Consider the following 19,516-nt stretch of genomic DNA (forward strand, 5'->3'; position numbering starts at 1 on the left):
CGAACTGGATGGGGTACTTCTCGGTATGGACGGCACTGCTCTCGATCGTCTCGGCTCGCCATCGGATGTGTCGGCTGTTGCCGGCGGTGACGGCGAGCCCGAACTGACAGTTCAGAGACTGCTGTTCGACGGCCCGTCGCCCCTGGTCAGTGCCGATATGTACAGCTCTGTCGGTAAGGGAAATGCCGAGCGCACCCGTACGGGCGTCCGTATCGCCAAGCGCAGCGTGCTGCACACCAACAGCTACTTCGGACGGTTCCCGGCCAGCTACTGGCAGCGGTGGACCACCGTCACCGAGGTTGTGTTCCGTGCGACCGTCGCCGGTGCCGGGCGGATCGATCTGGTGGGCACGGACTACAAGGGCCACGAGCGCACGATGGCCAGTACAACGGTCGATTCCGCGAACTCGTCGACTCAGTTGGCCGTTCCCGTCGCCACGACGCAGTTCCTCGACGGCGGCGCGCTGTACGTCCGCTTCACCACCACATCGAGCGAGTTGTCGGTACAGGACGCGGAGTGGACCGTCGCCGCGCCGGAGAAGCTGCGTCCCACCTCGGTGGTGATCTGCACGTTCAACCGCGCGGACGACTGCGCCAACACCGTCGCTGCCATGGCCGACGATCCCATCGCCCTGCTCGGGGTCGACAACGTCTACGTCGTAGATCAGGGCACCGATCAGGTGCAGACGCGCGAGAAGTTCCAGCGCGTGGCGGCCGAGCTCGGCGACAAGCTCGTCTACATCACCCAGCCCAACCTCGGCGGTGCGGGCGGATTCACCCGCGGGCTGTACGAGGTGCAGGGCAAGGGCGGCGATCCGGCCAACGTCATCTTCATGGACGACGACGTGCTGTGCGAGCCCGAGGCGATAGTGCGGATGAACTCGTTCGCCAACATGACCGTCGAGCCGGCGATCATCGGCGCGCAGATGCTCTACCTCTTGCACCCCGATCGCGTGCATGTCGGTGCCGAGGTGGCGAACCTGCAGAAGCTCGAAGCCGGAGTGCACGTCAAGAACGCAATTTCGGACAAGAGCGCGTTCAAGCGCAAGCGCCAGCAGGACGTTCGCGTCGACGCCGGCTACAACGGCTGGTGGTCGTGCCTCATCCCGTCCGAGATCGTCGGCCAGGTCGGCTACCCGCTGCCGCTGTTCTTCCAGTGGGACGACATCGAGTACGGATACCGTTCTCGTGCAAATGGTTTCGCGACAGTCACGCTGCCCGGTGCAGCTGTATGGCATGCCGACTTCGCGTGGAAGGACTGGGACGAGTGGCACCGCTACTTCAACCTGCGCAACGGCATGATCACCGCCGCCCTGCACATCGAGCTCGACGGTAGGACGCTCGCCAAGCAGCTGTTCACCGATCTGCTGCGGTACCTGGTGTCGATGCAGTACGGCATGGCGTACACGCTGATCAAGGCCGTCGAGGACTTCCTGGCCGGTCCGGAAAATCTGCTCGACGGCGGCATGGACGCTGCCGGTTCCATCCGACGCGAACGTGCTGCGTACGGAGAAACCAAGCGGCACAACGCCAACGACGTTCCCGGGGTGCGTCCGGCGGATATGTTCATCACCCCCGCGGGACCGCACCCGAAGAAGAGCATGGAATTCGCCGTGTTGGCCAAGCGGATGCTCAATCAGTGGCGCGGCACGGTGAACCCCGGTCCGGTCGCCATCTCCGCCGACGACGCCCACTGGTGGCACGTCTCGCTGTTCTCCCACGCGATCGTCACCGATCGCTCGCAGGAGGGCGTCCGAGTTCGCCAGCGCAACAAGCAACATGCGGTCGAGCTGCTCAAGCGCGGCGTGACCGCACTCAAGCGTCTGCGCACCGAAACCCCGACGGTCGCTGCGTCTTACCGCGCAGCGGTGCCCGAGCTGACAAGCCGAGAGAACTGGGCTCGCCTCTACGGCCAGTAGCTATTTCGCGCGAACTGTCGGGGCCGTGCGAATGCGTACGACGACCTGTTCGTTGTCGGCGGTGTAGCCGAGGTAGTCGAACTCGGTACCGGTGCGTGCGACGAATTCCGTCCACGCCCGGTACTCGTGGTTGCGCCAGCCGGGGAAGTTGAAGTACTCGTCGAACACGATCACCGTGCCCACCGCGAGTCGATCGGCCACCAGATCCAGCACGGTGACCGTCGACGAGTACAGGTCGGCGTCCAGGTGCAGGAACGCCAGCTTCTCGTGATGGCCCTTCAGGAAGCCCGGCAGCGAGTCCTCGAACAACCCGGGGACGATCTGTGCGCCCGGCACTTCGGGGATGGTGTCCTGCTCGAAGAGACCCTTCGGGAAACCGGTGCGCCAGGTTTCGGGGAGGCCGGAGAACACGTCGAATCCGGCGACGACGGTGATGTCCTTGCGTGAGCTCAATTCCTCGGCGATGATCTCGAGCGTCGTTCCGCTGGCGACGCCGAATTCGAGTGCCATGCCGCGAATGGATACCTCGCCGAGGGCGAACCGCAGCGTCGCGTGCGGCCGCAGGAACGTGGGGGCCTGCGGCATCATCTCTTCGGCGAATTCCGCGCTCTGGGCGGCTGCTTCGACGTCGGAGGCGTACGGAATATCGCGACGCATCCGCATCTCGAGGCCGCGGATGAACGCGTGCAGATCGTCGATCTCACGCCGCTGGCGTTCGAGGACGTCGAGCAATTTCGCCTGCTGATCGCTGGTCTGTTCGGCCAGCTGAGCGGTCTGCTGAGCCAGAACCTCGCCGATCGCCCGTTGAAGCTTCTCCCGTGCCGACGACTTGATGCGATCAGCGAGCTTCCGAGGTTCCGTCATGGGCACACGGTAGCGGTATCACGCGGGTCCGCGCACCCCATGACGAGCGGTGCTAGGGCCTACGGAAGTGTTCCCGACGCCCCAGCCCGCGCAACCGGAACCATTCGGCCAGACCCTTCGGGTTACGGGTGGTGATCAGGAAGAACCAGGTGAACCGAATCCACTCCTGCGGCAACAGCTTTCGCATACCGGGCTGCGACATCAGGTAGCCGCGATTGCGGTACGTGAAGTAGCGCTTGGTCGCGTCCTCCGGGTACTGCGTGTGCATCCGGCCGCCGAGGATCGGCTTGAACTCCTCGGCCCCGTTGGGATGCACGTAGGCGGTCGTCAAGCACGTGCCGAACTTCAGGCCCGATCGCTGCAATCGGCGATGCACTTCCACCTCGTCGCCGCGCACGAACAGGCGTAGATCGGGCACGCCCACTGCGTCGATCGTCGACGCCTTGAACAGTGCTCCGTTGAACAGCGAGGCGATGCCTTCGAGAAGGTCGTCGTCCGGGTTCGCCGGGTCGATCAATTCGGACCGCAGCCGACGCCATTCGACGCCGCGGCGCAGCGGAAAGGCCAGCCGGTCCGGATCCTCGATGTCGCAGACGACGGGGGAGACCTCGTCGAGGCCGTGGGTGAGAGCGCAGTCGTAAAGGGTCTCGAGCACCTTCGGGCCCTCGGGGCGGCCGTCGTCGTCGGCGAGGAACACCCAATCCGCGCCGAGCGAGAGCGCATACAGAATCCCGAGTGCGAACCCGCCCGCACCACCCAGATTGTGCTGCGAGCCGAGATACGTCGTCGGCAGGTCGGTCGATTCGACCAGTTCGCGTACGGCGGTCTCGTCGGCATTGTCGACGACGACCAGATGATCGAGCGGACGCGTCTGCGCACCGATGACATCGAGGGAGAGAGCCAACAACTCACGCCGCTTGTGCGTGACGATGACCCCGACAATCTTGTCAGCCACCGGCTGCATCCTCCCGCTCGATCTCCTTCAAGATCTGCGCGACGTGGTCTCCCGCGTCGTCACCGTCGTATGCCCGCACCACGTCCTCGATGCCGCCCTGCTGCCGAATCTGGCCGTGATCGATCCACATCGCGGTATCGCACAGCTGAGCCAGGAATTCGTTGGAGTGGCTGGCGAACACCAGGATTCCCGAGCGCTTCACCAACTCCTGCAGGCGGTGACGCGCCTTCTTCATGAATTCCGCGTCCACGGCTCCGATGCCCTCGTCGAGCAGCAGGATCTCCGGGTCGATGCTGGTGACCACGCCCATCGCGACGCGCACGCGCATGCCCGTGGAGTAGGTCCGCAGCGGCATGTCGAGGTAGTCGCCGAGTTCGGTGAAGTCGGCGATCTCGTCCATCTTCGCGAGCATCTGCTTGCGCGTCTGCCCGAGGAACAGGCCACGGATGATGATGTTCTCGTAGCCGGAGATCTCGGGGTCCATACCGACGCCCAGATCGAACACCGGCGCGACGCGGCCGCGGATGGTGGCGCTGCCTCGCGTCGGCTCGTAGATGCCCGAGAGCAGCCGCAGCAGCGTCGACTTGCCCGCACCGTTGTGACCCACCAGTCCGACGCGATCGCCGTCCTTCAGGTTCATCGTGATGTTCTTGAGAGCTTCGACGACGACGACGTCGGACGAGTTGCGGTCGATCGCACCACCGGCCTTGCCGAGGAACGCCTTCTTCAGTGACCGCGTCTTGGCGTCGAAGATCGGGAAGTCGACGCACGCGTCGTGAGTGCTGATGCTGATGGACAACTCGAATACCCCTAAACCCAGTAGGGCACGCGGGCCCGGTACTTCTTGAGTGCGACGATGGCCAGCGCCCAGCCGACGACGGTGAACCCGAGCACGATGTACCAGTGGTACGCCTGCTGATCCTCGCCGATCAGTGGGGCCCGGATGATGTCGAGGTAGTGGAAGAGCGGGTTGATCTCGACGAGCTTGGCGCGGTTCGCGGCCTCGCCGCCCATGGACTGCAGGCCTGAGGTGGTCCACACGATCGGCGTCATGAAGAACATCAGCGTCACGAAGCTGCCGAGGATCGGGGCGATGTCGCGGTAGCGGGTGGCGACGATGCCGAACAGAATGGACACCCACACGGCATTGAGCAGAATCAGCACCAGCGCGGGGATCGCGAAGATCACGGTCCAGTGCAGCCCGCCCTCGGGCCAGAAGATCGCGATGATGATCACGTAGATCAGCATGTTGTGACCGAACAGCAGCAGCTGACGCCACACCAGGCGATAGACGTGCACGCTCAGCGCACTGGGCAGCTGTTTGATCAAGCCCTCGTTCGCGACGAAGACGTCTCCGCCTTCGAGGATCGCGGCGCTGATCAGTCCCCAGACGATCAGGCCGACGGTGACGTGTGGCAGGAACTCGCGCAGATCGATGTTGAGCAGGACCGAATACAGCAGACCCATCGCGATGGCCTGCACGCCGGTGGCGATGGTGATCCAGAACGGACCGATCACCGACCGGCGGTACCGCTGCTTGATGTCCTGCCAACCGAGATGCAGCCACAGCTCGCGCTGGTTGAAACCGGTTTTCAGGTCGCCGAAAGCGCGCCGATAAGTCTGTGAGTCCGAAACCGGAGCAGGCATCTGGTCTCCTGCCTCGCTCTCGGGATCCTTCGCTGGTGCCGACACGACGGTCGACACTACCTGCTCAGAGATACTGGCCGGTACCGCCGCCGCCGTGGTTCCCGCCGGCTCCGCTCCCGCCACCCGGGGCACCCATCACACCGGGAGGCAACGCGCCCTGCCGCATCTGTTCGAGTTGAGCCCGCGCGGCCATCTGCTGAGCGAACAGGGCCGTCTGGATGCCGTGGAACAGACCTTCGAGCCAGCCGACGAGCTGAGCCTGCGCGATGCGCAGTTCCGCGTCGGTGGGGACGACGTCGTCGCCGAAGGGCAGTACCAGGCGCTCGAGCTCGTCGCGCAGTTCCGGTGCGAGGCCCTGTTCGAGTTCGTGGATGGACGACTTGTGGATTTCCTTCAGCCGCGTCCGGCTCGCGTCGTCGAGCGGCGCGGCGCGCACCTCCTCGAGCAGCTGCTTGATCATCGTGCCGATGCGCATCACCTTCGCGGGCTGCTCGACCATCTCCGACAGGCCCGATCCATCGTCCGATCCTTCGTTCGCGGAGGATCCGGCGGCGCGGGCCGCAGCGGCCGTCGCTTCCTCGCGGCTCAGGGCGAGCGGTTCCCCGTTGGGGCCGATCACAACGACATGGTCATCGGGCGCGCTGTTCGGCTCGGATTGAGTCATATATCCATCATTACGCCTCGCTCGCCGTTGCGCGATCGTCAGGGGCGATTATCCTGGTTCGGTCGTCGGGAACAGTGGAGGCCGGGAGGATCGAGCGTGCGAGGTGTGCAACCGTTCCCTGGGGAAACAGGACGTGGAACACATGCTTCACCGGTCGGCGCTTAGAGTGTCCGGCATGGGTTACGACGTCGCGCGAGTGAGAGGTTCCATCCCCTCGCTCGGTGACGGGTGGATTCATCTCGACCCCCAGCTGGGGATGCTGATCCCGGACCGCGTGTCGACCGCTGTGTCCACCGCATTTCGGCACAGTGCCTCCAATCATTCGGCCGGCAACACCTCGGCCAAGCGCAGTGCAGCTCTGCTGGAATCCGCCCGCGTCGCGATCGCCGATCTTGTCGGTGCCTATCCGTCCGGTGTCGTCATCGGCCCGGACCGCGCGACGTTGCTGTCCTGGCTGGCGGATTCGATGAGCTCGCGGCTGGGCCTGGGAACCGGTCTGGTGCTCTCGCGTCTGGACGAGGAAGCGAACGTCGCACCGTGGCTGCGGGTGGCCAGCCGGTCGGGCGCGCATGTCCGATGGGCCGAGGTAGAGATCGATACGTGCGAGTTGCCCACCTGGCAGTTCGACGATCTGATCACCTCCACCACTCGGCTCGTCGCGGTCACTGCTGCGTCGCCGATCGTCGGTAGTGCGCCCGATGTTCGGGTCGCGGCGGATCTGGTGCACGAGGTCGGTGGGCTGATCGTGGTCGACGCGGCCGGAGCTGCCCCCTACGCCCACGTCGACATCAAGGAACTCGGGGCCGACATCGTCGCGATCGACACCGCCGCGTGGGGTGGGCCGTCGGTCGGTGCGTTGATCTTCCGCGATCCGACGCTGCTGGAACAGTTGCCGTCGATGTCGCTCAATCCGTCGGCCAAGGGGCCGGCGCGGCTCGAGGTCAGCAGTCACCAGTACGCGTTGTTGGCCGGCGTGGTCTCGTCCATCGACTACCTGGCCAATCTCGACGACGCAGCGACCGGGACGCGTCGCGAGCGCCTCGAGCTGTCGATCGGATCGCTGCAGCACTACCACGACGGTCTGTTCGATTACCTGATGAAGGCGCTCGGTTCGCTGGACCACGTGATGGTGCTCGGCAATGCACCGACGCGCATCCCCACTCTGAGCTTCACCGTCGAGGGCATGCCAGCGGTGAAGGTGTCCGAGCAACTCGCGCAGGCCAGAATCGGCAGTGTCAGCGGAGTCCACGGCGGTAGTCGGTTGCTCGACGCGTTGGGCGTCAACGACGAGGGTGGTGCCGTCACCATCGGTCTGGCTCCGTACACCACCCGCTACGAGATCGATCAACTCGTCAAAGCGCTCACCGCCCTCGCCCTCTGAGAGCGGCTGTGCCGCACGCGCACGAGGAGCCTCCGGGTCGTTCCGCAGGCTCCACTCCGGCCTCGTAGCCCACTACGAGGTTCCGCCACGACCGCTGAGCTGCGCTACTGGATTCGCAGAATCACTTTTCCGATGGTCTCGGCCTCGTCGAGCATTCGATGTCCTTGCGCCGCTTCGGTTATCGGGATCTCAGCGTGCACGACGGCGGTCACGCGGCCCTCGGAGATCATCGGCCACAGGTGTGCGGTCATGTCCGCGACGATGTTCGCTTTGCTCGACGGCCCGGTTTCGGGTCGGCCGCGCAATCCGGCTGCGTGTACCGAGCCGCGCTTGGCGAGGAGTTTGCCGAAGTTCAGCTCGCCCTTCACTCCGCCCTGCATTCCGATGGTGACGACGGTGCCGTCCATGGCCAATGCGTCGAGGTTGCGGTCGAGGTACTTCGCGCCCATGTTGTCCAGGATCAGGTCTGCTCCGTGATCCTCTGTCTGTGAACGGATCTCGGTGACGAAGTCCTGGTTCTTGTAGTCGATCAGGATGTCGGCTCCGAGGTCTGCGCACATGTCCAGCTTGTACTTGGATCCGGCGGTGACGGCGACGGTTACGCCCATCTGTTTGGCCAGTTGGATTGCGTGCGTGCCGATTCCACTGCCGCCGCCGTGGATGAGCAGTACCTGCCCCGAACGCATGTGTGCGTCCATCACCAGGTTGGACCACACCGTCGAGGCGACTTCCGGAAGTGCCGCTGCGACATGTAGATCGAGGCCCTGCGGAATGGGGAAGAGTTGGGTGGCGGGTACGGCGACCTGCTCGGCGTAGCCGCCGCCGGCCAGCAGTGCACAGACCCTGTCTCCGACGTTCCAGCCGCTGACGCCCTCACCGAGTTCGGAGATGATGCCCGAGCACTCGAGTCCGAGGATGTCGCTGGCACCCGGAGGCGGTGGGTAATTGCCCTGACGCTGCATCAGGTCGGCGCGGTTGACGGCGGTGGCCGAGACATCGATGATCACCTGTCCGCGGCCGGGGCGGGGGTCGGGGACCTCGGTCCATTCCATGACGTCGGGATCGCCGAATTCTTTCAGTGTGATGGCACGCATGTCTCCATAGTGCGCCTCCGGCGCAGTGGTGCGGTTAGGTGCCCTCTGGAGCACCCGGGAGTGGAGCCTGCGGAACGACCCGCAGGCAGAGCCGCACCACTGCCGCAGGCACCTTTACAGGTCCCAGAGATTGATTCCGAAGTCCTCGGCATGCGTGTCGATCTCGGCGAGTTCGGCGTCGGTGAAGTCCAGGTTCTTCAAAGCCGCCACGTTGTTCTCGAGCTGTTCGACGCTCGATGCGCCGATCAGTACCGAGGTCACGCGTGGGTCGCGCAGGGCCCAGCTCAGGGCGAGCTGCGCGAGGGATTGGCCACGGGTGGCGGCAATGTCGTTCAACGCCCGGAGATGCTCGATGTGGTCGTCGGTGAGCCAGTCCGGATTCAGCGATTTGCCCTGCGCCGCTCGCGAATTCGAGGGAACACCGTCGAGGTACTTGTCGGTGAGCATGCCCTGGGCCAGAGGCGAGAAGGCGATGACGCCCGCGCCCACCGCGTCGAGGGTAGCGAGCAGTTCGGGTTCGATCCACCGATTGACCATCGAGTAGCTGGGCTGATGGATCAGCAGGGGAACACCCGCATCGGCGAGCAGGTCCGCCATCTTCTGCGTGCCCTCGGGCTTGTACGAGCTGATGCCCGCGTACAGGGCTTTGCCCTGCTGCACAGCGCTGATCAGTGCGCCTGCTGTTTCTTCGATCGGGGTGTCGTGGTCGGGCCGATGGCTGTAGAAGATGTCGACGTGGTCGAGTCGCATTCGGGTCAACGATTGTTCGAGCGAGGACAGCAGGTATTTGCGAGAGCCACCGAAGCCGTAAGGGCCGGGCCACATGTCCCAGCCGGCCTTGCTCGAGATGATCAGCTCATCGCGATATCCGGCGAAATCCTCGGAGAAGATGCGGCCGAAGTTCTTCTCCGCGCTGCCGTACGGCGGGCCGTAATTGTTGGCCAGATCGAAATGCGTGATGCCGAGATCGAATGCGCGACGCAAGATCGCGCGCTGGTTCATCAGCGGTACGTCGTCGCCGAAGTTGTGCCACAGTCCCAACGACACCGCAGGAAGTCGGGGGCCCCGTGAGCCCACTCGGCGGAGCAGCATGGACTCGTAGCGATCGTCGGCGGCAACGTACGGCGGGTCGATGTAGGGATCGGTCATACCTCGACCATAGGGCGCTGCGCCGAACGGGGCCTCGAACCGCGTCAACCTACTCGTGGGTAGATTTCCCGCCTAAGATGACACGCGTGACGGCCGAATTAGCCATTGGTCCCGGGGGGGACCCGCAGTGGCTCGACACTGCGGAAATGAAAGCATGGCGCGCCTATATGGACGGCGGGCAACGATTGATGGGGGTATTGAACAAGGATCTGCAGGATCGCCACGATCTGTCGATGGCCGAGTACCGCATCCTGGTGATGTTGTCGGAATCGGTCGACGGCTCCATCCGAATGAGTGAGCTCGCCGACGGTGTCCTGTCCTCGAGAAGTCGCCTGACGCATCAGATCAGGCGAATGGAACTGCAGGACATGGTGTCTCGCAGTACCTGCGTCAACGACGGCAGAGGCGTGCTGGCGGTGATCACCGAGGAAGGGCGTCGGCGATTGTCGGAGGCGGCACCCACGCACGTCCGCGGCGTCCGGCAGCACCTCGTCGACATCCTCTCGCCCCACGAACTCGAGGTGCTGGGCGACATCTTCGAGAAGGTCGACGCCGCGATGGACGCGTCCGGCTCGACACCGCGACGGTGAGGGGCGATTGGGCCTCGGGCCGCTCGGCCGTTTAAGATCGCACACGGAAGCGTGGCAGAGCGGCCCAATGCACTCGCCTTGAAAGCGAGAGACGTGTAAAAGCGTCCGGGGGTTCAAATCCCTCCGCTTCCGCCACAAGTTCTACCCCGGTCCACCCGCGAGGGTGGGCCGGTTTTGTTTGCCCCGGGAGCCGCGGAGAGGCGTCGATACCGCCCCGGTCGACCGGTCCTACGTTCTGCGCTCACAATTGTCGCCATGAGGACGCGCCGCAGTCGACCGTTACTGCACTTGAAGACGCGCTTGTGGACGAATCCGCCGTTCGCGAACGTCACCTCGCTCGCCTCGGCGGTCGTGGCTGTCAGTGGCGTGCTCGATGCCGTCACCTCCGATCCGGGTGCTCTCGGTCGGTGGTGGACGTGGCTCTGGACGGCCGTTGCCGTCGTCGTGGTTCTGATCCCCGCGGCGATGGGTGCGAGGTTTCCGCGGAGCATCGCTTTGCTGGGCTGCTTGTTGTTCATCGGCGTCACCTCGGTCCAGATGGGCACATCCACCCAAGGGATCGTCGCGGTCAACAACCTTGTTTTCTATCCACTGCTCGCCTGCTATCTGGGATGGTTCTTCCGTCGTCTGGTCGCCAGGTCGGTTGCAGGCGTGGCGATTGCGGCGTCCGGCATCGGCGTTGCGCTCAGCCCCAGTGGATCGCTGACGGTCACCTGGCTCAATCTGATGCTCGCGTCGTTGTTCTGTCTGGAATCTGCGAGCTATCTCTACCGACGCTTGCAACGGCAGGTCGAGACGGATTCGTTGACCGGAGCAGTGAACCGAATCGGGTTCGAGCGCAACGGAAGTCAGTACCTGCGCTGGGCCGAGAAGTCCGGCGCACCTCTGGCATTGGTGATGATCGATCTGGACCGCTTCAAGCGAGTGAACGACGAGTACGGCCATCATGCCGGCGACCGGGTGCTGGCTCGATTCGTCACCGAGGTTCGGCGAGGTCTTCGTGCGTCCGATGTGGTCGCGCGTATCGGCGGCGACGAGTTCGCCCTCGTCCTGCCCGGAATCGACGAGCAGAGTGCCCACAGTCTGGTGGGGCGTCTTCAGCAGCTCACCACCAGTGCGTGGTCCTCGGGTTGCGCAGTGAGTTCGCGCGGCGACACCATGGACTCGCTTCTGGCCCGTGCGGATGCTCGACTGCTCGACGCCAAACGACTCACTCACTCGACAGAACGGGACAGATCAGATCGGGCCTGACGGTCGAGTACCCTCGGCCCAACGCTCCAGGCCCAATCCGGTCTCGAAGCGTCGCAACGATTTCGAGATCGGGTCCGTGAATTCGATTGCACTGGCGAGTAATTGGAGCGGGTCGGTGAAATCATCGACGGCTCGGCCGGTGGCTGTCGGGTAGAGATCGTCGCCGAGGATGGGCACGCCGAGTGCATTCATGTGCAATCGCAGTTGATGGGTGCGGCCGGTCACCGGTGTCAGTCGATAGCGACCGAGTCCGTCTCGATGCTCCAGTAGTTCGACGGTGGTGTGCGCGTTGGGTTCTCCGTCGACCTCGTGGGCGGTGAATTGCCCCTTCTCCGAGACGATTCGACTGCGAACGACGGTCGGCAGGGTGAGCGACGGGTCGTAGCGCGCGATTGCCTCGTACTCCTTGCGGACCTCGCGATCCTGGAAGAGCGTTTGATACGCGCCGCGCAGTGTCGGATCCACGACGAACAGGACCAGGCCAGCGGTCACACGATCGAGCCGGTGAGCGGGCACCAGTTGCGGCAGTTCGAGTTCGAGACGCAATCGTACGAGCGCGGTCTGCAGAATATGTCCGCCGCGGGGGATGGTCGACAGAAAGTGAGGCTTGTCGATCACGAGCAACGCGTCGTCCCGGTGCACGATCGAGATATCGAACGGCACAACGGTTTCCGACGGTAGGTCGCGGTGGAACCAGACCGCCTCGCCGGGAACGTATGGAGCGTCGAAGGAGATGGGGCCGGCCATGTCGACGATGTCACCGGCGGCGAGCATGGCGTCGATCCGGTGCGGGGGAATGCGTGACTCCGTAGCGGTGAGGAAGTCACGAACAGTGAGCCAGGGGCCGTCCTCGGGCATCCGAATTCGGGCGGGATCGAGACCGTACCGCTTCGCCAGGGGCGGTTGCTGGCGTCGTCTCACCGGATGAGCGTATCCGCCCGCCGAGACCGCACTTGTGCAGACAAATCAGTGCCATCTACCTGCACAAGTGCGAACTCGCTACTCGCAGCCGATGCCGTCGTTGTCGCGGTCGAGATGAGGTCCGTAGCCGTACTCGTCCCGATAGACCGGGTCGGCTCCGGCGTCGCGCGCCGCGTCGCAGTTCTCGTACTGGAATGTGCCGCCCTGACGGGGTGCGGGCGCGGGAGCTGCCAGTGGGGCCGGGGGTGGGGGCAGAAGCGCTGGGCAGAACTGGGCCGAACCGCTGCTGCAGAGGAAATCGGTGATCGGATCGGCCGAGGCGACGGCCGGGGCGGTGACCAGGGCGGCCGCCGCGATCGCGGCGCTGATGCCGATCTTGACCAGCAGGTTCTTCGTCTTCATGGAACTCCAATCGAGGGGATGTGATGTGGAGCATCCTCGGCGAATTGTTGAACTGTCAATCAAGTCATTCGAGTGACCTACGCCAGAGCGCACACGGGCAATCGTGTTTGGAACCCGTCGATTCGGCGTATCTACGAACGTATGAGCGAAAACGAGCAGGTCAACCAGAACCCCGAGAAGGATCCCGACGATTGGGTCACCGGCGACGAGCCGATGACCGGCCCGCAGAAGAGCTACCTGAGCACTCTTGCGCAGGAAGCGGGCGAGGAAGTTCCCGAGGGTCTCAACAAGGCGCAGGCGTCGGAAATGATCGACAAGCTGCAGGGCGAGACCGGCCGCGGCTGAGACTCCCAGAGGTCCACTCGATGTGACATCGACCCCCGAAAAGTCCACCAAATGTCACATCGAGTGCCTTCGCGGTAGCGGTGTCCGCGAGGACATCCGACCAGGTAGACCGTTATGTCTCGAGTACATGTAACAAAGGATCACGCGGACTTTTGTACCCGTGTATCCGCGGCTATTGTGAGCGAACCCACAGCTTTAGCGTGCGCGCATATCGGTGGGTACGTTGAGTGACGGATGTTGTTTGTGTTGCGCCCCGTGAGGGTGCGCCGGGGGAGGATGGGCAATCTGATGCACCGTCGAGTGTTGGCAGTAGCGGGAGCTGCTCTGGCAGTGTCGCTGCTGGGGTCGGGTCTCGCCGGGGCGCAGCCGCTCCCCGATACCGGCAGTTCCGATGGCGCCGGTGCGGCTCCTGGCATCGCAGCTCAGTCCCAGCCGTTGCCCTCGGCGCGCATCGATCGGGTGGACATGCTGACCAACCGCCGCGCTGCCGTGTGGGTGGAGTCGCCGGCCATGGGCCGCGCCATCCAGGTCCAGGTTCTTCTTCCGGCCGCGCAGGCGGTGTCTCGTCCGACGCTGTACATGCTCGACGGTGTGAGCGCGGGCAAAGAATCCGATTACAAGGAAAGCACCTGGACGCAGAAGACCGACATCGTCGACTTCTTCGCCGACAAGCAGGTCAACGTCGTGCTCCCGGTCGGTGGATCGAGCAGCTACTACACGGACTGGAACGTGCCGGACCCGGTGCTGGGCGTCAACAAGTGGGAGACGTTCCTGACGTCGGAGTTGCCGCCGCTGATCGATGCGCGCTTCTCCGGTAACGGCACCAACGCGATCTCGGGTGTCTCGATGGGTGCCCAGGCCGCGATGGACCTGATGACACGTCACCCCAGCCTCTACACCGGCGTCGCCGGCCTGAGCGGTTGCTACGACAATTCGCAGACCAACTTCAAGGACGCGGTGCGCGCCACCGTCGCCACCAACGGCGGCAACGCAACCAACATGTGGGGCGAGAACACCGATCCCAAGTGGGTCGAGCACGATCCGTCGCGTAATGCCGAGGCGCTCCGCGGCAAGGACGTCTACCTGTCCGTCGGCACCGGCCTACCCGGTCCGTACGAGCTAGGCCCCGGTGGCAGCGGAGTCGAGAGCGCCCTGATGGGTGGACCGCTCGAGGCTGCCGCGCTCTACTGCACAACGGTGTTCGATACTCGGCTCCGGTCGCTGGACATCCCCGCGACAGTCGTCTACCGCCCGTACGGCATCCATCAGTGGCCGTACTGGCAGGACGACCTGCGTGAATCCTGGCCGACGCTCGAGCGCGCGCTAGGCCTGTAGAGCGAACTTCAGAAACGCGTCGTTCTCGTGCGGGTCGCCGATGGTGACCCGCACTCCGTCGTTTCCGTAGGCGCGCAGCAGCACGCCCTGTTCGGCTGCAGCAGCAGCGAACTCACCCGAGCGTTCGGCCAGCGGCAGCCAGACGAAGTTGGACTGCGATGCGCCGACGTCGTAGCCGCCCGCAACGAGCGCGTCGCGCACACGATCCCGTTCCGCGATGAGGGCATCGGTGCGGGCCAGCAGCTCTGCCGACGCCTCCAGCGACGCCACCGCAGCCTGCTGGGCAACGGTGCTGACTGCGAAGGCGATCCGCACCTTGGACAGTGCCGTGATCACCTCGGGATCGGCCACCGCGTAGCCCACCCGCAAGCCGGCGAGTCCGTAGGCCTTCGAGAACGTCCGCAGCACGATCACATTGCGTCGTCCGCGTGCCAGCTCCACTCCGTCGGTGTGGTTGCCTGCGTCGGGGCGGGTGTACTCGAAGTAGGCCTCGTCGAGGACCACGAGAATGTTCGACGGCACCGCATCGAGAAACGCCTCGAGCTTGTCGCGCTGAACGACGGTTCCGGTCGGGTTGTTCGGGTTGCAGACGAAGATCAGCCGGGTGCGGTCGGTGATGGCGGCGAGCATCGCGTCGAGGTCGTACACGTGGTCGGCGGTCAACGGAACCAACACGGGTGTCGCGCCTGCGACGCTGGTGACGATGGGGTACGCCTCGAACGAGCGCCACGCGAACAGCACTTCGTCGCCGGGACCGCAGGTGATCTGTACGACCTCCTGGCACAGCGAAACCGAACCACTGCCGACGGCCACGTTCTCCGCGGCGACTCCGAGCTTCTTCGCCAATGACTCGACGAGCGCGGTCGCTCGATTGTCGGGGTAGCGGTTGACGCCACCGACGGCCTCAGCGATCGCGTCGCGCACGCTCGGCAGTGGCCCCTGCGTCGTTTCGTTGCTCGCCAGTTTGATCGCACCCGGAAAAGTGCGTCCGGGAACGTAGGCGGGGATGGCGTCGAGGTCGGGGCGGATGCGCGCGGTCACGGCTGCCATTATGCGCTCAGGTTCGGGGTTGACTTCTGCGCGTCCGTGATATTGCTGTGCACGACCGGACCGATCGTCCTATCTTCGATAAGTATGTCGGGAATATTGAGCGACGTCGCAGTTCTTCGGTCCGCCTCCGCGCCCACGGTCGGTGCGGACGACGTGGTGGACACGACCGCGCACGAATCACCCCCGCGTGAGAAAGTGCCGTTGACGGCTGTCGAACCCGATGGTCCACCTCGCGGCGGAATCGTCGTGCTTCACGAGGCACGTGAGGTGCCCGAGTCTCTACTCGACCTGCTGCGCGCACTCGCGCTTGAAGGCTGGCTCGCCGTCGCGCCGAACCTGTTCCACCGAGGCCACGGCGACGACAAGGAAGTGTTCGGCGACGACCTCTTCGCGGACTTCGATGCCACCTCCGACTGGCTCGTCCAGCGCGGTGTCTATCCCGATTGTGTCGGGGTGATCGGGTTCGACGACGCAGGCACAGCAGCGTTGATCGTGGCCACCAGCCGTCCGGTCGGGGCGGCGGTCAGTGTTGCTGCCGCCGGCATCGTCGAACCGCTCAACTCCGACGCTGTCGCGTTGGTCGAGGCCGCACCCAAGCTGCAGGCCCCCTGGCTCGGTCTCTACGGCGAGGACGACCCGCACACCCCACCGGAACACATCGAAGCCCTTCGCGACGCCGCCACGCGCGCCTCAGTGGCCACGAACGTCGTCAGCTATTCGGGGCTGAAGCATCGAGCCGACCATCCCCGCGAACAACCCGGCAGCTCCGATCACAGCGACCCCGCAGCGGCCGCGCTAGTGGACGCGCAGACCCGAATTTTCGACTGGTTCGACAGCTTCATGCGCTGAAGAGCAACAAGCATCTTTGACGCGAACGACGCGCGAACCATAGGCGTCGACCAGCCGTTTTGCCTTCTGGCCTCCGCTGTGGGTAATCTCTTTCCTCGGCGGTCCGAGAGGGCCGGCAGCCTAGGAGGCGTGCCAGAGCGGCCGAATGGGAGTCACTGCTAATGACTTGTCCTTTCACCGGGACCGGAGGTTCAAATCCTCTCGCCTCCGCCACGAACGGTAGATCGTTGCCGTTCAGCTGGACCAGTTGAATAACTGAACATGCGCCCGTAGCTCAACGGATAGAGCACTTGACTACGGATCAAGAGGTTAGGGGTTCGAATCCCTTCGGGCGCACGAAAAACAGGCCTTGATCTGCGAATACTCGCGGATCAGGGCCTGTTTTGATGAGCTGGATGTGTCAGGGACGCTGACGGGTAACTCGACGTCGAAGCGTACGAGTTGATTACCGCTTTCGGCCCGTCCGAACACGCCCGGCTCGGCTCCGTGCGGGCATGCCTCAGCCTTGTGGCAGCTGCGGTCAGCGAGGTCTCGGATTCAGTGGCGGTGTGCCGAGTACTTCGTGACCTGGATGCAGCGCGTGCTGTAGTTGTATCAATGTCGCGTCGGTCAAACTGTCCGGGCCCAAATCCAGTGCGCACGCCCAGTCGAACTTCTGTGTAGACCATGCTCGGATAGGTGTCGGGTAGTTCCTGCCCGTCCAATTCACGGGGAGGAGCCAGTCTTCGGTGGACCGTGCGCGCCTCCACAGCCGGCCGGCGCCCTTCTCGAAGCGGGCCTCGAAGTCGTCTGGGTGTGCGGGGTCTCGTCGCACCTCGGTCGGGGTGAAATCGACCGAGACATGTGCCTGAATGCGGTCCGCGCTGACGTGGTCGTGGAACCACTGCATGTTGCGTTTCGATTGTTCGGCCCACCTCGCACGGTCTTCGGCGAACACGTTTCGAGGCATTCTGACGGGGCCGGTCCACGCGAACGTCGAGTCCGGCAGTTCGTCCACCACAGCACAGTCGACAAACGCAGCACGGCCCCTCTCACAGTCCTGCTTCAACACGGTGCCGGTCTCGGTGTCGATCGTCAGCATCATCGCCGAGCCCCTGCTGCCGGTCGTCAACTCCACGTTCCAGCAGAGCCGTCCGATGAATTCGACCTCTTCGATGGCGCGTGTGGGTCGGGTGAGGCCCGGCCGCGCCCAGTGTTCGACCGGACGGGACACGATAAGATCGCGGCCGGGGTCATGTATCCGTGTGTTGAGCTCGTTCGTTTCGATCGGATCGTCATGACCGGCCTGAAACACCCAACACGTCTGGCCGTCGGCAATGAACAACGGTTTACCGTCGAGTGATTCCATGCGCGTCTTGCGACCGAAACGGAACAGGCGAACCTCGCCGAGCCCGAAACCCACATGCGACGGAACGACGCCGTAGTGCCCGTCGTAGACGACTCCGGGCCCGATGTCGGCGTGAACTGCGCCGGCGACACCGATGACCGGCCGCTGCGGCCCGTCGACGATCTTCAGCAGCACCTCGACCCAATGCGTCATACGTACAACACCCCTCCGACGGAGTGCGACCGATCAGGGTAGGCGCGAGTGTCTGCCTGCTCCATCAATTCTGTCGGGGCATAGCGAGTTATGTCGTCGAGACGCTGTCCCTGTTCGTCGTACAGGTTGAGTCGAGCCACCAAAGTAAGCCCCTCGTAGTAGTCGTGCGTGAAACTGATGTGCAGTCGACCGTGCGGCCAGTCTCCGATGAATTCGGCTCGCACGTCGTGCATTCGCTTCGAGAACCGCCGCCCGTCGAGTCGGCGAACGCAGTACCGAACGTACGACGCATGATCAGGCGGCTCGGGAGCGACGGGACGGCAGTAAGCCGTGATGTCGAGATCGTCTATAGCTGTTTCGCGTTCGCGCTCCGCTGTGTCGATCGACAGCCGAACAAGCTGGCGGCCAGGACTGCCTCTGTCTGCAGATCTGACCAGAAGCCATAGCCGCTGACCGCGTGCGGTGCCCTCGTAGACTTGGACGCCGGGCAGTGCGATCTCACGTACGGGCGTAGACGAGCCGTCGCGGAAGGCCTTCACGAGAAGAACGCCGCTGCGTTTGCTCGGCGTGCCCCAGTGCCATCGGATGCCGTCTCCGAGCGCGCGCTTGCGGCGGTGCTGCTCGTTGTAGGTAGTGTCTGCGTACTCGCTGGTGTGCCAGACGCCGTCAGCTCTCGACCGTGGGTAGTCGTCGAGTTCGATATGGGTTGTCTCTGCGTTCAGTGGTAGGTGAATCCACGACTTGGATTGTCGGAGAACGTATCCTGTCGGTGTCGGGTTGTCGCGATAGGTGCGCGACCAGGGGGCATGCTCGACGCCGAGATGGACCGAATATTCATCGAAGTCCGCTGTGACGAGAACCCCGGCGACACCGATCGGCGACGTGCCTCCGCCTGTGTGGGCCAGGATAAGAGGCGGACCAGGTTGCGGTCGGAGCAGCGGAGGCGCGGCCGCGGTACGGGCGACGTCGTCACGCATCCGGGTGGGTCGAAAACACCATGCGCCCGACGGTCCAGCCGTCAGCAGGTGCGTGCCCTCGAGGTACTCGGCGTGATGTACCCCATCCGCAGTGACACAGGCCAGAACATCCGTTCCGCTGTATTGGAGCCAGACATGATCTCCGTGGGATGCAACGGTGAGCGTGGGCGACGGTGATGGTATCTCCGGCCACGACACAATCCGGTCGATCTGTCCGGATCCCGGATCGAGAAGTACTGCAACAGGCTGGGTTTCATCGATCACCCACAGCCGGTCGGCAGCGGAAAGAATGTACCGTGGGCGCAAGAATCTGCGCTCGGACGACGGGGCGCTCATGCGCCTTTCTGCAGTGTCATGACGGCGACAGTACCCCACCTCGTTCGACTGAGTGGTCCGAATGCGCATGGCGCAACTCGGCCCGGCCTTCTGTGGCGTGGATTGCGAAGTAGAACCATGAGACGCTCGTATAATTCCAAAAGCGTTGCTTTGAAGCGTCTTTCGTGATCAGAGGATTCGACGACGAGCCTAGCGCTCATGACCCCGCCCCACGGCCACGCCGTGCCTCGGTTATCGCGTTCTGAACC

19 protein-coding genes and 3 tRNA genes are annotated in these 19,516 nt (G+C 64.2%); 10 read left to right on the forward strand and 12 right to left on the reverse strand.

All coding sequences use genetic code 11. The features are described from left to right. The first annotated feature begins 25 nt into the window (after positions 1-25). On the forward strand, positions 26-1,918 hold the full coding sequence (locus R3P95_RS16825) for a glycosyltransferase (RefSeq protein WP_082899050.1): 1,893 nt from the start codon (positions 26-28) through the stop codon (positions 1,916-1,918). Here R3P95_RS16825 and R3P95_RS16830 read toward each other — a convergent pair whose 3' ends face one another. From R3P95_RS16830 to R3P95_RS16850, 5 genes are read right to left on the reverse strand one after another with little or no spacing between them, the layout of a single operon-like run. After that, positions 1,919-2,782 carry a TylF/MycF/NovP-related O-methyltransferase gene (locus R3P95_RS16830; protein ID WP_068054857.1) on the reverse strand — a complete coding sequence of 288 codons (864 nt, stop codon included), beginning with the start codon at positions 2,780-2,782 and terminating at the stop codon, positions 1,919-1,921. It abuts the gene before it with no gap. A gap of 52 nt (positions 2,783-2,834) precedes the next feature. After that, positions 2,835-3,746 (reverse strand): galactofuranosyltransferase GlfT1, encoded by a 912-nt coding sequence (glfT1, locus tag R3P95_RS16835; protein ID WP_068054860.1) that lies wholly within the window; start codon positions 3,744-3,746, stop codon positions 2,835-2,837. Continuing rightward, positions 3,730-4,536 (reverse strand): galactan export ABC transporter ATP-binding subunit Wzt/RfbE, encoded by an 807-nt coding sequence (gene wzt, locus R3P95_RS16840; protein ID WP_068054862.1) that lies wholly within the window; start codon positions 4,534-4,536, stop codon positions 3,730-3,732. Before wzt ends, glfT1 begins: the two co-directional genes overlap by 17 nt. Positions 4,537-4,547: 11 nt before the next feature. Next, on the reverse strand, positions 4,548-5,429 hold the full coding sequence (gene wzm, locus R3P95_RS16845; RefSeq protein WP_068054868.1) for a galactan export ABC transporter permease subunit Wzm/RfbD: 882 nt from the start codon (positions 5,427-5,429) through the stop codon (positions 4,548-4,550). Between the two features lie 19 nt (positions 5,430-5,448). Next, positions 5,449-6,048 carry a bacterial proteasome activator family protein gene (locus tag R3P95_RS16850; protein WP_317548937.1) on the reverse strand — a complete coding sequence of 200 codons (600 nt, stop codon included), beginning with the start codon at positions 6,046-6,048 and terminating at the stop codon, positions 5,449-5,451. 175 nt (positions 6,049-6,223) lie between these two features. Between R3P95_RS16850 and R3P95_RS16855 the strand changes: the two genes are divergently transcribed. Continuing rightward, positions 6,224-7,429, forward strand: coding sequence for a cysteine desulfurase-like protein (locus R3P95_RS16855; protein ID WP_068054866.1), 1,206 nt, complete (start codon positions 6,224-6,226; stop codon positions 7,427-7,429). 104 nt (positions 7,430-7,533) lie between these two features. On the opposite strand, the gene R3P95_RS16860 is transcribed toward R3P95_RS16855, so the two are convergent. Together R3P95_RS16860 and mgrA are read right to left on the reverse strand one after the other, a co-directional pair. Further along, positions 7,534-8,523: an NAD(P)H-quinone oxidoreductase gene (locus R3P95_RS16860; RefSeq protein ID WP_317548939.1), complete on the reverse strand. Its 990-nt coding sequence runs from the start codon at positions 8,521-8,523 to the stop codon at positions 7,534-7,536. A gap of 114 nt (positions 8,524-8,637) precedes the next feature. Next, on the reverse strand, positions 8,638-9,672 hold the full coding sequence (gene mgrA, locus R3P95_RS16865; RefSeq protein ID WP_317548941.1) for an L-glyceraldehyde 3-phosphate reductase: 1,035 nt from the start codon (positions 9,670-9,672) through the stop codon (positions 8,638-8,640). Between the two features lie 77 nt (positions 9,673-9,749). Between mgrA and R3P95_RS16870 the strand changes: the two genes are divergently transcribed. The 3 genes from R3P95_RS16870 to R3P95_RS16880 all read left to right on the forward strand — a co-directional run bounded on the left by R3P95_RS16870 (position 9,750) and on the right by R3P95_RS16880 (position 11,513). Continuing rightward, complete coding sequence (locus R3P95_RS16870) at positions 9,750-10,262, forward strand: MarR family winged helix-turn-helix transcriptional regulator (RefSeq protein WP_068054875.1); 513 nt, start codon at positions 9,750-9,752, stop codon at positions 10,260-10,262. Positions 10,263-10,307: 45 nt separating this feature from the next. Beyond that, positions 10,308-10,397: transfer RNA gene (locus tag R3P95_RS16875), tRNA-Ser, on the forward strand. A gap of 153 nt (positions 10,398-10,550) precedes the next feature. Further along, complete coding sequence (locus R3P95_RS16880) at positions 10,551-11,513, forward strand: GGDEF domain-containing protein (protein WP_187298384.1); 963 nt, start codon at positions 10,551-10,553, stop codon at positions 11,511-11,513. On the opposite strand, the gene R3P95_RS16885 is transcribed toward R3P95_RS16880, so the two are convergent. Both R3P95_RS16885 and R3P95_RS16890 read right to left on the reverse strand, forming a co-directional pair. Continuing rightward, positions 11,499-12,434 (reverse strand): pseudouridine synthase, encoded by a 936-nt coding sequence (locus tag R3P95_RS16885; protein WP_317548946.1) that lies wholly within the window; start codon positions 12,432-12,434, stop codon positions 11,499-11,501. The genes R3P95_RS16880 and R3P95_RS16885 overlap by 15 nt on opposite strands. A 78-nt stretch (positions 12,435-12,512) precedes the next feature. Further along, entirely contained in the window at positions 12,513-12,836 is a 324-nt protein-coding gene (locus R3P95_RS16890; protein ID WP_317548948.1) for an excalibur calcium-binding domain-containing protein, read from the reverse strand. A gap of 141 nt (positions 12,837-12,977) precedes the next feature. Between R3P95_RS16890 and R3P95_RS16895 the strand changes: the two genes are divergently transcribed. Further along, complete coding sequence (locus R3P95_RS16895; RefSeq protein ID WP_032395510.1) at positions 12,978-13,181, forward strand: DUF3072 domain-containing protein; 204 nt, start codon at positions 12,978-12,980, stop codon at positions 13,179-13,181. A 288-nt stretch (positions 13,182-13,469) separates the two neighbouring features. Beyond that, positions 13,470-14,516: an alpha/beta hydrolase gene (locus tag R3P95_RS16900; protein WP_317549079.1), complete on the forward strand. Its 1,047-nt coding sequence runs from the start codon at positions 13,470-13,472 to the stop codon at positions 14,514-14,516. On the opposite strand, the gene hisC is transcribed toward R3P95_RS16900, so the two are convergent. Beyond that, positions 14,505-15,557, reverse strand: coding sequence for a histidinol-phosphate transaminase (hisC, locus tag R3P95_RS16905; RefSeq protein ID WP_317548949.1), 1,053 nt, complete (start codon positions 15,555-15,557; stop codon positions 14,505-14,507). The two genes, R3P95_RS16900 and hisC, sit on opposite strands and share 12 nt — an antisense overlap. 93 nt (positions 15,558-15,650) lie before the next feature. Here hisC and R3P95_RS16910 point away from each other — a divergent pair, with 93 nt between their 5' ends. From R3P95_RS16910 to R3P95_RS16920, 3 genes are all read left to right on the forward strand, one after another. Then, on the forward strand, positions 15,651-16,415 hold the full coding sequence (locus R3P95_RS16910; protein WP_068054886.1) for a dienelactone hydrolase family protein: 765 nt from the start codon (positions 15,651-15,653) through the stop codon (positions 16,413-16,415). 123 nt (positions 16,416-16,538) lie between these two features. After that, positions 16,539-16,628, forward strand: a tRNA-Ser gene (locus R3P95_RS16915). A 50-nt stretch (positions 16,629-16,678) separates the two neighbouring features. Beyond that, positions 16,679-16,751, forward strand: a tRNA-Arg gene (locus R3P95_RS16920). Between the two features lie 184 nt (positions 16,752-16,935). Here the strand turns inward: R3P95_RS16920 and R3P95_RS16925 are convergent. Together R3P95_RS16925 and R3P95_RS16930 are read right to left on the reverse strand one after the other, a co-directional pair. Next, complete coding sequence (locus R3P95_RS16925; protein WP_317548950.1) at positions 16,936-17,955, reverse strand: hypothetical protein; 1,020 nt, start codon at positions 17,953-17,955, stop codon at positions 16,936-16,938. Further along, positions 17,952-19,268 carry a hypothetical protein gene (locus R3P95_RS16930; protein ID WP_317548951.1) on the reverse strand — a complete coding sequence of 439 codons (1,317 nt, stop codon included), beginning with the start codon at positions 19,266-19,268 and terminating at the stop codon, positions 17,952-17,954. The genes R3P95_RS16925 and R3P95_RS16930 overlap by 4 nt, the downstream gene beginning before the upstream one ends. Positions 19,269-19,516: the final 248 nt, after the last annotated feature.

Origin of the sequence: Rhodococcus cercidiphylli (genome assembly GCF_033042225.1) — a bacterium.
Classification (GTDB): domain Bacteria; phylum Actinomycetota; class Actinomycetes; order Mycobacteriales; family Mycobacteriaceae; genus Rhodococcoides.